Origin of the sequence: Thalassospira sp. MCCC 1A03138 (assembly GCF_002115785.1) — a bacterium.
Taxonomy (GTDB): Bacteria; Pseudomonadota; Alphaproteobacteria; order Rhodospirillales; family Thalassospiraceae; genus Thalassospira.
In genome coordinates this window covers 429,405-442,346 of the sequence record NZ_JFJY01000001.1, presented here as the reverse complement: position 1 = coordinate 442,346, position 12,942 = coordinate 429,405, and the positions used below count along the sequence as shown (strand labels likewise).

11 protein-coding genes are annotated in these 12,942 nt (G+C 50.7%); all 11 read right to left on the bottom strand.

Annotated features, from left to right (window positions below; genetic code table 11):
* Window positions 1–298: 298 nt before the first annotated feature.
* Window positions 299–2,005, bottom strand: a complete 1,707-nt coding sequence (locus tag TH468_RS02125; RefSeq protein ID WP_085642003.1) for a flagellar hook protein FlgE — start codon at window positions 2,003–2,005, stop codon at window positions 299–301.
* A 51-nt stretch (window positions 2,006–2,056) separates the two neighbouring features.
* Window positions 2,057–2,818, bottom strand: a complete 762-nt coding sequence (locus tag TH468_RS02120) for a flagellar hook capping FlgD N-terminal domain-containing protein (protein WP_062959890.1) — start codon at window positions 2,816–2,818, stop codon at window positions 2,057–2,059.
* Between the two features lie 20 nt (window positions 2,819–2,838).
* Complete coding sequence (locus TH468_RS02115; protein ID WP_085642002.1) at window positions 2,839–4,341, bottom strand: flagellar hook-length control protein FliK; 1,503 nt, start codon at window positions 4,339–4,341, stop codon at window positions 2,839–2,841.
* Between the two features lie 248 nt (window positions 4,342–4,589).
* Complete coding sequence (locus TH468_RS02110) at window positions 4,590–5,132, bottom strand: flagellar protein FliS (RefSeq protein WP_085642001.1); 543 nt, start codon at window positions 5,130–5,132, stop codon at window positions 4,590–4,592.
* A gap of 65 nt (window positions 5,133–5,197) precedes the next feature.
* Complete coding sequence (gene fliD / locus TH468_RS02105; protein WP_085642000.1) at window positions 5,198–6,997, bottom strand: flagellar filament capping protein FliD; 1,800 nt, start codon at window positions 6,995–6,997, stop codon at window positions 5,198–5,200.
* A gap of 127 nt (window positions 6,998–7,124) precedes the next feature.
* A complete protein-coding gene (locus TH468_RS02100; RefSeq protein ID WP_085641999.1) occupies window positions 7,125–7,499 on the bottom strand; it encodes a flagellar protein FlaG in 375 nt (124 codons plus the stop codon).
* An 86-nt stretch (window positions 7,500–7,585) separates the two neighbouring features.
* Entirely contained in the window at window positions 7,586–8,425 is an 840-nt protein-coding gene (locus TH468_RS02095; RefSeq protein WP_062959895.1) for a flagellin, read from the bottom strand.
* 332 nt (window positions 8,426–8,757) lie between these two features.
* Window positions 8,758–9,588 (bottom strand): flagellin, encoded by an 831-nt coding sequence (locus tag TH468_RS02090; protein ID WP_085641998.1) that lies wholly within the window; start codon window positions 9,586–9,588, stop codon window positions 8,758–8,760.
* A gap of 320 nt (window positions 9,589–9,908) precedes the next feature.
* A complete protein-coding gene (locus tag TH468_RS02085; RefSeq protein ID WP_085641997.1) occupies window positions 9,909–10,736 on the bottom strand; it encodes a flagellin in 828 nt (275 codons plus the stop codon).
* Between the two features lie 280 nt (window positions 10,737–11,016).
* Window positions 11,017–11,844, bottom strand: a complete 828-nt coding sequence (locus TH468_RS02080; protein ID WP_085642440.1) for a flagellin — start codon at window positions 11,842–11,844, stop codon at window positions 11,017–11,019.
* A gap of 243 nt (window positions 11,845–12,087) precedes the next feature.
* Complete coding sequence (locus tag TH468_RS02075) at window positions 12,088–12,924, bottom strand: flagellin (protein WP_040059521.1); 837 nt, start codon at window positions 12,922–12,924, stop codon at window positions 12,088–12,090.
* Window positions 12,925–12,942: the final 18 nt, after the last annotated feature.

Genomic DNA, 12,942 nt, shown 5'->3' with positions numbered 1-12,942 from the left:
TCCGGATCGATTGTTACCACTGTCCCCAATACCGGCAGATGTCCGCACAATAGCTACCGGTATCATCAACGAATAGAAGCGCATATTGAAGAACAGGTTAACGACCGGCAATTATTGCCCAGTAATGTGTTCAAAATTCGCCAGCGATTTGAATCGCTTGTATCTTTCTAGAGACCAATATGCATAAAGATATATAGGTAGTTTGAGCGCCAAAAAGAAGCCCGGCTTTGAAGCCGGGCGAGTCTCTATCACATGCAGCAGTTCCAAAGAGTATAAAATTACCCTTTTTCGGCATCAATTACCGTTTGACGCGGATCAGTTCGTCGAGCATTTCGTCGGTCGTGGTGATCGTCTTGGTGTTCGCGGAATAGGCGCGCTGGGTGACGATCATATTGGTGAATTCTTCAGCAAGGTCTACGTTGGAACCCTCAAGTGCGGAAGCAACCACTTTACCGGCACCGTCGATGCCTGGTTCGCGCAGAACATAGTCACCGGAATCACGCGTCTGACGGTATACGTTGCCACTTTCAGCACCGAGTTCGTCGGGCGCTTCAAACGTTGCGATGGCCAGCTTGAACATCGGACGTTTAACACCGTTGGCAAACTGAACTTCAAGGAAGCCGTCGCTGGAGAAGCCATAGCCAACTTGGCTACCTGCACCTGCACCATCCTGATTGATAAAGTCCGTCGAATAGGAAACCAGGTTGCCGTTTGCATCAACACCACCACCCTTCTGGGTAATGCCGTTACCGATCCCAGGATTGCCTAGATCAAGGGTTATTTCCGATGCGTTGGAGCCATTGGTATAGGTGATGCTGAGTGGCTGATTGACCAAACTAGCACCAGTGGAATCGGTAAATGAGGAAATCACGCCGTCACCGTCGAAATTCAGGTACCCGGACTGAATAAGACCATTCGGGTGTGCCGATGGATCAAGGTTTCCTGCCGTTGTTTGGCCTGTAAGTTCAAATGCCCAGCGGTTCTGTGATACTTTGAGGAAGCGCAGGTTAACGGTATGCGCAGACCCCAGAGAGTCATAAACAGTGATCGGCATGGTGGTGTTTTCGTCGATAGTCCCTGCGGCAATGCTACCCGGTGTGTAGGTTGCGGCCAGTGTCGCCGGGAATGGCCCTGCAAAACCAAGAGCAGTCAGCGGTGTGTTGTTATTGTTTGTCACAGTAACGTCTTGATCACCTGGGCCTGTGATCGTCAATGTGTCGTCAGTACCTGTCGACGTCGCCGATGCATTCACTCCCGGTATCGCGCTGATTTTTGCTGCGATATCGTTCAGGGTATCTGTACCAGTAATCGTAATTGTCGTCGTGTTACCATTAACCGTAATGTCAAAGCTGTCACCAGCGGCGATGCCCGCTTGTCCAGCAAGTGCTGTGGTCCCATTGATACCCAGGGTTGTCGAGGTATCAGTACCCCCGGCAAATGGTGTTTCGTCGGCGTCAAGGTTACCGCCAATGCTGATGTTACGGGTATCAGCAGAGGCACGCAGGATACGGTTTACGTCAATAACCTGAAGGTCACCTACGGCCGCGCTGTTCGAGGACGTTGTATTGCCTAGTTGATCAAGAAGGTTTCCGTCTCGGTCAGTCGCCCAGCCCTGTACAAAGAAGCCGGCTGTATTTTTCAGATAACCGTCATCATCAGGTCTGAAGTCGCCCGCACGGGTAAAGAATACTTCGTCATTCGCATTTGGCGTTGCTGTGTCGCGTACGACAAAGAAACCATCGCCCGAGATCGCCGCAGACGTTGCCGAGGAAGAGGATTGCAGCAAACCCTGTTTGCTGATCATCGCTGTTGGATGAAAGCGCACACCACCAGGAGTGTAACGGGTCGGAGTGGCGGATTCCGTTACAAGTGTCGAGAACCGGCCGAGAGTCCTTTTATAGCCGATCGTATTCATGTTGGAGATGTTATCGGAAATCACACCAAGATTCTGGCTCTGAGCGTTCAAACCGGAAACGCCGGAAATCATTGCACCGAAAAGGCTCATTTTCTTTCTCCTGCACTTACAGGCTGTTAATTACAATACCGTGTCTGAGCGTCAGGCCGCTTGGTCCTGCTCTTCATCATCGGTTGGAGTTTCGTTTGTCGGAGTTTCATTTGCGCCAAGCTTGACGTTGGTCAGTGTCTCAAACGGAACAGACACTCCACCGATACGCAGGTAAATGCCGTCATCGGCAATATCGACACTTTCGACGATTCCTGAAATTCCGATATAGACTTCTGCTGGTTTGCCGGACTTATCAGCATACGTATTCCCGCTGCCATCCTTGGGTTTGACCACAAGGGTATAGGCACCTTCTGGCTGGGCGACGCCGCTATTGCTTTTCCCATCCCAACTGAAATCTTGAAGGCCGGATTTGTCGGATACAGTTTTGGAATAAACGGTATCTCCATCCTGATTAACAATCTGAAGCTCCACTTGCGGAACGTCAGCTGGCGAAACGTTGTATTTGAAATCGATGCTGCCGTCTTTTTCCAGCCAACTCGTATCACCAACAGCTTCAATCCGGGCTCCGACATAAGATAGAGCGGACAGTTGGCGCTGCTGTTCCTGCATTGAAAGCAGATCTTCCAGATTTTGGTTGGTCTGAATGCCTTGCTCGACCTGTGCAAACTGGCTAAGCTGATCCGTAAATTTGTCCGTCTCCATAGGAGAGGTTGGATCCTGGTTTTTCAGCTGCGTCGTCAGAAGCGTCAAAAACGTATCCAGATTGGCTGCAAGTTGCTGCGACGATGCGCTGGAAGTAGCGTTCTTGTCGGCTTGAGAAAGGCCAATGTTTGATAGGGAGGATACAGTCATAACTTCATTCCCCTATTTCGCTAAATTCGAATATCGACAAGGCCATTGGGATTGATCCCATAGCCAATGGCGACATGTTCTGCGAGCTCGGCTCCGCTTAAAATATCGCCGTCATTAGGGCTTGATGCAGAATTGCTTCCAACCCGTTGCTGACCTTGGTTGTCCCGACCATTGCCACCTTCATTACGATGTTCAAAGGTGAAACTTTGACTGTCTGCATTCAGGCCAGCGTCTTTCAGCGCTTGCTGCAATGAACGCGCATCTTGTCTCAGAAGATCCAACGTTTCACGGGTGTCTGCTTGAATAACACCCTGCACCCTGCCGTCATGGGAAATTTCAAGCTTCACATCAACACGCCCGAGATGTTCTGGGCGAAGCTGAACCGAAATCTTTTCAACGCCATCATTCGCGGCGTTTCGAATATGCACGGCAACCTGTTGCTGCACTTGCTGGGCTGGGGTTTGTCGCGCGTTTGCCGCAGCGTGTCCGCTTTGCAAATTGCTGTTCACGCTGTTCGATGAAACGCTGCCTGCATTGTTTGCTGTCGGCGACGCGCTTCCTTCAACGGACGAAGTGTTTACCGTTTTCGCGGGGGCTGCGACTTGGCCGTTTTGCGGCGTTGTCTGCTGTGGGATGGCTGTAGCAGCTGCCATCTGTTGTGATGCAGTGCTGTTTACGGCAGAATTTGCAGTGGCCGTGCTTGTCGTGCTGCTTGCTGCATTATTGCCGCTGCTTGCATTTGAATTGTTGTTGCTAGTGGAAGTCGTATCACCCTGTTTGGCTGATTTGGCGACACCATCACCGGACATATCGTCAAGGAGGCTTGCCAGGAAATCATTTTTCCCATCTAGAGGGGATTTTTTGGTCTCTGCACCGGTTACGTTAGCCGCCATTGCGCTTTGTGACATGATCGCAGCGTCACTTGCCGACTTGCCGGTTGACATGCTCGGCGCATTGGATAACGCGGTAGACCCCATCAACTCAGACGTGGTGGTCTCCGGGGACTGAACCAAATTCGATCCTTCTCCAACATTTTGGGTGGGGTGGACCATCTCGGCCAAAACCGTAATTATTGTTGTCTCGACACCGCTAGTTGCCTTTGGATCCGTGTTATCTTCGGTTGCAACTTCTTTCTGGGTGGGATTGCCCGTCTCGTCTCCAGAATTAGCTTCGGATGAGGACTTCTGCTCTACTTCGGTACCTTCGGTATCTTCAGCTTTAACAGTTTCCTGCTGATCCGGCTCTTCATCACGTTGAGCTGAGTCTTTTTGCTTTACGTCCTCGCGCGGGGGGACGTCTTTTTTCTCGTCGCGGGGCACATCTGTTTTGTCTTTTACCGACTGCCCGGCAAATTTTACCTCGTGTTGGGGATGTCTCGTATCACTCAGCGGCCGGTCGTTGCGATCGCTAGCCTTCATCGCATCCATCACTTGCCCGAACGCCATATTGCTCTCGCCAGCCAGTCTTGGGGCTGCGGCGCTTGCTACGGCAGTGGTGCGAAAATTGATTTCAGAACTAATCATGACAGAGGTCCCTTTAAAGACAGTGCAATGATTAGAGCAAAAGGCGGGCCAATTTCGCCAATGTGGTTAAGTCACTAGAAAATCACTGATTTAATAGAGAGGTTGGTTTGAGGTGAGGCTTTCAATGATGCATGTCTTGCCCAAAGGGCAAAAATTGCCTGTCTTTTTTCAAGGTGTGCATACGAAAACACCGCCCTGCAAGACAGAGCGGTGTGTTACTGCGCAACGAATACACGTAGAGGCGGGCATTAAATGGACACAGAAATACCTGTCCGTGGTGGAACAGATTCCTGTTCCTGGCTGTAGGAAGTATTCTGCTGTGGTGCAGGCTGATAACCATTGCCGGAGAAACCAGCATTCCCCAAAGCCTGATTAAGCTGAGAAGTGTGCGCTTTTCGCATCTCAATACGAAGTTCTTCGGAACTTTTTTCTGCAAGCTGTTTCCAGCTTTCCCGGAGGGGAATAAGCAGGTCGATGACATCCTGGGCAGGCTGTGTTTTGCCCACAATATCAATTGAGACCAGATGATTGATGCAGAATCGGTACAGCTTGTCCATTCTGGCTGCAAAGTCCGGCGCGGCTTCATGGTCCAACGCGTCCATCAGCTGAAAGATGATTTCCTGCGCCAGACAGTTGGATTCACACCGGCCCATTACATCTTTTGATTCGCCTTTGGCAATCACGTCACGCAAGTGGATAATCGCTTTTTCATACAACATGAAAACGATCTGCGCCGGGTTGGCGCTATTCACCTGCTGAGCTTTATAAGCCAGGGCCGCATTCCCGTTCATGTCATACTCCTATTGATTTCCACCATGTTTAATCAGACAGAATAGCTACTGATAAAAACGGGTACTTATTGGTCTTTCTGCGAGGCAGCCATCATTTCGGTCAAAGACTGCTGGATCGTTTTCATCTGCGCGAGAGCTTCTTCCATTTTGATAAACTGGGTAAGAAGACTGTCCTTCTGGATAGCCAACCGGTCATCAATCTTGGTCACTTTTTCACTATACGACCCATTCTGAGTCTGGAGCTTGTCAATTTCTTGTGAAAGGATACCATCACTCTCGTCAAGAAGCTTCTCTAGGCCGAAGAAAAGCTGAGCTCCAACACCGACGGAGACTGTAACATTAGCCGTAATCGTCGCGTCATCGGGACCATTATACAACAATACCAGCCCATTTGCATTGGTTGCGTCAGTCGCCGAAACGCTGTTCGAGCCGAGTGTTTCTGTCGATCCTGCTACGCCGTCTACATCTGATCCGGTGATGGCGCCTGCGGTGGATGTGATATTGAACGCGTACGTGCCAGCCTGCACTTTTCCGCTGAAGCCAGTAACCGTCACGTTAGGGTTATCAGTTGTCGTTTTTAACCCAAACAGTTCGATGACTTCTTGTGGTTCCGAGAGGAGAGCCTGATTGAGCTTGGTTTCATCAAGTTCAAGCGTGCCCTTCAGATAGGGATCCGTTTGCAGAGGGGACACTGTTGATATGCCGATGTCGGCCAAAAGCGAATAATCTTCTTCATCCGGACCGCGATTGGTAACACCTTCAGCTTGCGACGACACCATCGTTTTCAACTGCTGCTGAATGCTTCGAACGGTTGGATTACCAACCAGATAAGCATCTTCACCAGCTTCGCCCGTTACCGGATCGACATAGGTCTGTTCGTTGATGAAGGTTTGCAAGGCGTTATATGCCTCGACGACATCCAAAATAGCTGTTTTGGCCGCGTTCAGGTCACGCTCAACTTCAATCCGCACTGTTGTTCCGGGTTCAGCATCATACAAATTGATACTGGCGCCGGTAATGATGTCGTTGATATCGTTGCTGGAACGCGTGATCGTCACACCATCAACTACCAGAGTCGCATCTGATGCCACTTGTGACTGATGCGCAAGTTGTAAAGGATTCTCTGGATCAGAAATTCCGCCGTCAAAAACGCCGAGAGAAGACAAAACAGAACCCGTCGTATCTTCAAATGTGGTGACAGCATTTGCTGTACCTTCATCAACAGACGAAAAAACAAGGGTGCTTTGCGTGTCGCTGACTTTGACGACACTTGCACGAATTCCCGTCGTTCCGGAGGCGGCATTCACCTTGTCGCGGATATCAATCATCGAGTCGCCAGCTTCGACCGAAATCGTTGTCGAGCCTTTGGCTGTTCCCAAAGTGAAGGTACCCGTTCCGGTCACTGCTGTCAGGTCGGCCGACGTGGTGATATTCTGTGTTGCTGTCGAGAATTTCTGACGCTGAGCTACGGACTGAACCTCCAGCTCGTAAATCCCTTCCGGTGTCGCATTTGATGCCGTTACGCCAACAAGTTGGGCCGCCGGAGTTGCGGTTCCCGAACTGCTGGATGATGTTAGATAGACACCTTTGGCTTCAAACGCATCCTTGGAATTGTCGAAGCTCATCGCACCATAGAGGGTGGAAAGCGCGTTCTTGAGCTCGGTCGTCAGCGACTTTATTGTATTAAGAGAGGTCAGAGCATTTTTATTAACATCTATCTTGTCTTCCAGATTCTTGGCGGGAATCCGGCGCGCTTCAATCATCTTGTCAACGATATTGACAAAGTCGATGTTCGAGCTGCCGCCAGACAGTTGAACCCTGCCGTTTGCTCCGACGTAGATGTTGTCGAGATTAATACCGCTCATAACCTTACTCCGGAATTCGGAATGTGTGCTTGTCCCGGCAAATCAAGATTTTTGCGAGACATGGGCATTACAGAATGTTCCTCGAACGAAGCAATCTGTGTGCCATTAAACAGTCGGAAAATGTTGCCTACACTTCGACGTCGATCAGTGGGCCTAAAGAATCGCGCAATCTGGCGATCAATGTCTGCATGCTTTCAGATGGAATCTGACGCAAGACTTCTCCACCTGCGTCGCGTACGACTGCAATGACGCGCCCTGTATCTTCGCTGTAGCTCAACTGGACATCCAGATTGTCTATACCTAGCTCGGAAGAAACATTTCGTGCAATTTCCTGACTAAGCGCTTGAGTAAAACCGCTTACATCATTGCCGTGATTTAGACTGGCTGCGGATCCGGTAATAGATGCGCTTGCAGAAGACGTGTTCTGCACATTGCGCAAAGACGAAGCAACTACCGGGCCTCCAACCTGCTGCGTCGAACTCTGTAATTTAACGGCGTCCATTTTCCGGGCTCCAATACCTGCGCGGCATCTTAACCAGTTGATATCACGGGGGGAGTTTGCCTACCCCCGTGAGAATAATCAACCGGTTACTGCAGCAGACGCAGAAGGTTCTGCGGCATCTGGTTCGCCTGACCAAGCATCGCGATACCCGACTGCATCAGGACCTGTTTTGACGAGAAAGCTGCCATCTCAGAAGCGACGTCAAGGTCGATCAGGACCGAGCGGGCGTTCTCACTGTTTTCCGAGACAGTCCGCAGGTTCTGAGCTGCGAATTCCAAACGGTTCTGGTTCACACCAACACTTGCGCGTGCAGTCTGAAGTGCGTTAATCGCCGCATCGATCAGGGGGATCGCCGTGTTTGCGTTCGTCGCGTCGGCACCGCTAAGGTCAACCGCTGCAAGGTTAAGACCAGCCGCAGCTGTTGTGACGTTGACCAGTGTAAATGCCAGATCGTCCTCAGCGGCAGTTGCGCCCGTACCGACCTTGAAGTTGAGTGTAACGGTTGCATCATTCAGAACATTGACACCGTTGAATTCGGTGTCGTTTGCGATACGAGTGACCTCGCCAAGCAGCGACTGTGCTTCATTGTTGATATAGCCACGTTCGGTGGTGCCGAGGTTTTCAGAGCCCGCCTGAACGGCAAGCTGTTTTACGCGCACGAGAATGTCGTTGATCGTGCTCATGCCGCCATCCATAACCTGCAGGAGCGCGCCTGCCTGGCTGGCGTTAGTGGTGGCCACCTTGAGGCTGCCGACTTCCGCATTCAAACGTGCGCCGATGGCCATGGAGGCAGCATCGTCACGCGCATTCATCACGCGTTTACCGGACGACAGTTTTGCAAGGGAATTTGTTGCCGATGCGTCAGACGCAACAAGGTTACGGTGCGCGACGTTTGCGGCATAGTTGGAAATAACACCAAGACCCATGGTCTTTACTCCTACTTGGACTAATGTAAATCGGCTTCTTGCCAATCCTGCAGGGCATCTCATCCTGAGATGTCCGCAGATGCGCGAAGTTTTATTTATTAAACCTCACGGTGATAAAATAGGGGATATTTATACAGGAGTCTAGTAAAAAAAATGCCGAAGCGTCTTTTTTAACAGTTATCGCGCGTTCACGCTGCTTGGTGTTCTGGGGGCTCATCAATTAACAAAAATCGGTGAGGATCTGATCCGATTTTGAGGTGAAAAGGAGCGGGTTAGATAAATAAAAAAAGGCTGGCCAAGATGGCCAGCCTTTTGCCGAAAGCTGTTTTTGATTACTGCAGCAGACGCAGAAGGTTCTGCGGCATCTGGTTTGCTTGACCCAGCATCGCGATACCCGACTGCATCAGGACCTGTTTTGATGAGAAAGAAGCCATTTCAGATGCAACGTCAAGGTCGATCAGGACTGACCGGGCGTTTTCGCTGTTTTCAGAAATGGTGCGCAAGTTCTGTGCTGCGAACTCCAAGCGGTTCTGGTTCACACCAACGCCTGCACGTGCAGTTTGCAGGGTGTTGATTGCGGTATCGATCAGGCCGCTGGCGGTGTCGGCATTGGCCTTCGTCGTCAGGTCAATCGTCGCTGCATCAATACCAAGAGTCGTTGCCGTCACATCAGAGGTTGTGAAGGTCAGATCATCTTCAGCTGCAGTTGCGCCGCTACCAATTTTGAAGTTGAGGGCGGTTGCCGAGTTCAAAACTTTCACACCGTTGAATTCGGTGTCATCAGCAATACGTTCAATCTCGTTTGCAAGGGCTGTTGCTTCGTTGTCGATATAACCGCGCTCAGTGGCACCCAGGTTGTCCGAACCAGCCTGAACGGCAAGCTGTTTCATGCGAACGAGGATGTCGTTGATGGTGTTCATACCACCGTCCATCACCTGCAGGAGCGCGCCCGCCTGGCTGGCGTTGGTGGTAGCAACTTTAAGTGCGCCGACCTCCGCGTTCAAACGTGCACCGATGGCCATAGAGGCAGCATCATCACGCGCATTCATTACGCGTTTACCGGACGACAGTTTTGCAAGGGAATTTGTTGCCGAAGCGTCAGACGCAACAAGGTTGCGGTGAGCAACGTTTGCGGCATAGTTGGAAATAACACCAAGACCCATGGTCTTCACTCCTACTTGGATTAATATAAATCGGCTTCTTGCCAATCCTGCCGCGCATTTCGTCCTGAATTGCGTGCAGATCGTAAGGTTTGAATTCATTCGACCTTACATAATCAAAAGATAGGATTTTTTTATACGGGAGTCTAGAAAAAAATGTTGAAAAGCCTTTTGCCGGCTATGGCGAGCTTGTCTGAGTGATGGCTTGGCTGTGCATCAATTGACGAAAATCGGTGCGAATCTGATCTGCTTTTTTGGGGCAGGTTACATAAATAAAAAAAGGCTGGCCAAGATGGCCAGCCTTTTGCTGAAGCTGTTTTTGATTACTGCAGCAGACGCAGAAGGTTCTGCGGCATCTGGTTCGCCTGACCAAGCATCGCGATACCCGACTGCATCAGGACCTGTTTTGATGAGAAAGAAGCCATTTCAGACGCAACGTCAAGGTCGATCAGGACTGACCGGGCGTTTTCGCTGTTTTCAGAAATGGTACGCAGGTTCTGTGCCGCGAACTCCAGACGGTTCTGGTTCACACCAACGGCTGCACGGTTGGTCTGCAGGGTGTTGATTGCGGTATCAATCGAGGCGCTTGCGATATCTGCAGCAGCCTTCGTGCCCATTGCAGTGGCGCCACCGCCAGTGAGAGTCGCAAGAGTGTTGTCAGAAGTCGTGAAGGAGAGGTCATCCTCGGCTGCAGTTGCACCGCTACCAATTTTGAAGGCAAGGGCGGTTGCAGAGTTGAGGACTTTCACACCGTTGAATTCAGTGTCGGCGGCAATACGGTTGATCTCGTTCCCGAGGGCCGTTGCTTCGTTGTTGATATAGCCACGCTCAGTGGCACCCAGGTTTTCCGAGCCTGCCTGCACGGCAAGCTGTTTCATGCGAACGAGGATGTCATTGATGGTGTTCATGCCGCCATCCATAACCTGCAGCAGGGCACCTGCCTGGCTGGCGTTGGTGGTGGCAACTTTCAAGGCGCCGACTTCCGCGTTCAAACGTGCGCCGATCGCCATGGAGGCAGCATCGTCACGCGCATTCATCACGCGTTTACCGGATGACAGTTTGGAAAGAGAATTGGTTGCCGATGCGTCAGACGCAACAAGGTTACGGTGAGCGACGTTTGCGGCATAGTTGGAAACAACACCAAGACCCATGGTCTTTACTCCTACTTGGATTAATATAAATCGGCTTCTTGCCAATCCCGTAGCGCGCCATCTTGGTGCTGCCTACGGATCTGTAAGGTCTAACATCAGACAACTTACAATCACTTTAGTACTGTATTTCTATACGGGTGTCTAGTGCAAAATGCGTGTTGATTGATTTTTTTTTATATATGGAAGCTCAGGGTTTCGAGATGGTTTTAAGGTGCTATTTCAATGATTTAAAAAAAAAGCTGGCAAAAAGTGCCAGCCTTTTTGCGAAATTGGAATGCAATTACTGCAGTAGACGCATAAGGTTTTGTGGCATTTGGTTCGCTTGGCCAAGCATCGCGATGCCCGACTGCATCAAAACCTGCTTTGATGAGAAAGCTGCCATTTCAGATGCAACGTCAAGGTCAACAAGGACTGATCGAGCATTTTCGCTGTTTTCAGAAATCGTACGCAGGTTCTGTGCTGCGAATTCTAGACGATTCTGGTTCACGCCAACCGCCGCGCGGTTTGTTTGAAGGGCGTTAATAGCAGTATCAATAGACGCACTGGCAATATCAGCATTAGCCTTTGAGTCCATTGCTGTTGCGCCACCGCCTGTAAGGGTTGCAAGTGTATTGTCAGACGTTGTGAAGGTCAGGTCATCTTCTGCTGCAACAGCGCCACTGCCGATTTTGAAATCAAGATCTGTTGCCGAGTTTAAAACTTTTACGCCATTGAACTCTGTATCGGTGGCAATACGATTGATCTCGGCGGCGAGTGCGGTCGCCTCGTTGTTGATGTAACCGCGTTCAGTTGCACCGAGGTTGTCAGAGCCAGCCTGAACGGAAAGCTGTTTCATGCGTACAAGAATATCGTTGATGGTATTCATACCACCATCCATCACCTGAAGCAGGGCGCCTGCCTGACTTGCGTTGGTGGTGGCGGTTTTCAATGCGCCGACTTCCGCGTTCAAACGTGCGCCGATGGCCATAGAGGCAGCATCATCACGCGCATTCATTACGCGTTTACCGGACGACAGTTTTGCAAGGGAATTTGTTGCCGAAGCGTCAGATGCAACAAGGTTGCGGTGAGCGACGTTTGCGGCGTAGTTGGAAATAACACCAAGACCCATGGTCATTGCTCCTACGTGGATTGTTGAGTGTTCAGCGGAATGCCGAATTTTTTGAGATACCTTCCTAGTATCTCTGCTTCTTCTGCGTGTATTAACCTGCATTTAGAAGATTTTTTGCGTGTAAGTGGTTCCACGTAGGACGTAAAGTAAATAATTGTTTATGCTGTGAAAATTCATGAAAATAGAAAAAGCCCCGAAGATTTCTCTCGGGGTTTTTCTCGTATAGGTTTGGTTTGAGGTGCGTTAACCTTGCAGCAGGCGCAGAAGATTCTGAGGCATCTGATTCGCCTGACCAAGCATCGCGATACCCGACTGCATCAGGACCTGTTTCGACGAGAAGGCGGCCATTTCAGCGGCAACGTCCAGGTCGACAAGGACAGATCGGGCGTTTTCGCTATTTTCAGTGATCGTCCGAAGGTTTTGTGCGGCAAATTCGAGGCGGTTCTGGTTGACGCCAATTGACGCACGCGCGGTCTGCAAGGAGTTGATCGCTGTATCAACCAGACCAATACCTGTGTCGGCGTTTGCTTTAGTGGTAAGATCAAGAGCTGCAATGTTAAGGCCAGCAGCACCGGAAACCACGTTTACAAGCGTAAAGGTCAGGTCGTCTTCTGCCGCAACGGCGCCGGTACCAACTTTGAAGCCCAGCGATGCCACAGAACCGTTAAGGACCTTCACGCCATTAAATTCAGTATCTTGTGCGATACGTTCGATTTCGGCGACAAGCTGTGTTGCTTCACCATTGATGAAACCGCGTTCGGCCGCGCCCAAGTTTTCAGATGCGGCCTGCACTGCAAGTTGTTTCATGCGTACAAGAATCGAGTCGATCGTTGTGACAGCACCATCCATGACTTGCAGGAGTGCGCCCGCCTGAGTGGCGTTGGTGGTTGCAACTTTCAAAGCTGCAACTTCTGCATTCAGGCGCGAACCGATGGCCATAGAGGCGGCATCGTCGCGGGCGTTCATGACGCGCTTGCCGGAAGAGAGCTTTGCCAGGGAATTTGTTGCCGAGTTATCTGAGTCGACCAAGTTGCGGTGCGCAACATTGGCTGCGTAGTTCGAGATTACGTTAAGAGCCATGAGTGCCCCCTAAACTGG

Bases quoted from the DNA above. Each gene is read 5' to 3' on its own strand.
- TH468_RS02125 (WP_085642003.1), bottom strand. From the start codon at position 2,005: ATGAGCCTTTTCGGTGCAATGATTTCCGGCGTTTCCGGTTTGAACGCT.
- TH468_RS02120 (WP_062959890.1), bottom strand. From the start codon at position 2,818: ATGACTGTATCCTCCCTATCAAACATTGGCCTTTCTCAAGCCGACAAG.
- TH468_RS02115 (WP_085642002.1), bottom strand. From the start codon at position 4,341: ATGATTAGTTCTGAAATCAATTTTCGCACCACTGCCGTAGCAAGCGCC.
- TH468_RS02110 (WP_085642001.1), bottom strand. From the start codon at position 5,132: ATGAACGGGAATGCGGCCCTGGCTTATAAAGCTCAGCAGGTGAATAGC.
- fliD (WP_085642000.1), bottom strand. From the start codon at position 6,997: ATGAGCGGTATTAATCTCGACAACATCTACGTCGGAGCAAACGGCAGG.
- TH468_RS02100 (WP_085641999.1), bottom strand. From the start codon at position 7,499: ATGGACGCCGTTAAATTACAGAGTTCGACGCAGCAGGTTGGAGGCCCG.
- TH468_RS02095 (WP_062959895.1), bottom strand. From the start codon at position 8,425: ATGGGTCTTGGTGTTATTTCCAACTATGCCGCAAACGTCGCGCACCGT.
- TH468_RS02090 (WP_085641998.1), bottom strand. From the start codon at position 9,588: ATGGGTCTTGGTGTTATTTCCAACTATGCCGCAAACGTTGCTCACCGC.
- TH468_RS02085 (WP_085641997.1), bottom strand. From the start codon at position 10,736: ATGGGTCTTGGTGTTGTTTCCAACTATGCCGCAAACGTCGCTCACCGT.
- TH468_RS02080 (WP_085642440.1), bottom strand. From the start codon at position 11,844: ATGGGTCTTGGTGTTATTTCCAACTACGCCGCAAACGTCGCTCACCGC.
- TH468_RS02075 (WP_040059521.1), bottom strand. From the start codon at position 12,924: ATGGCTCTTAACGTAATCTCGAACTACGCAGCCAATGTTGCGCACCGC.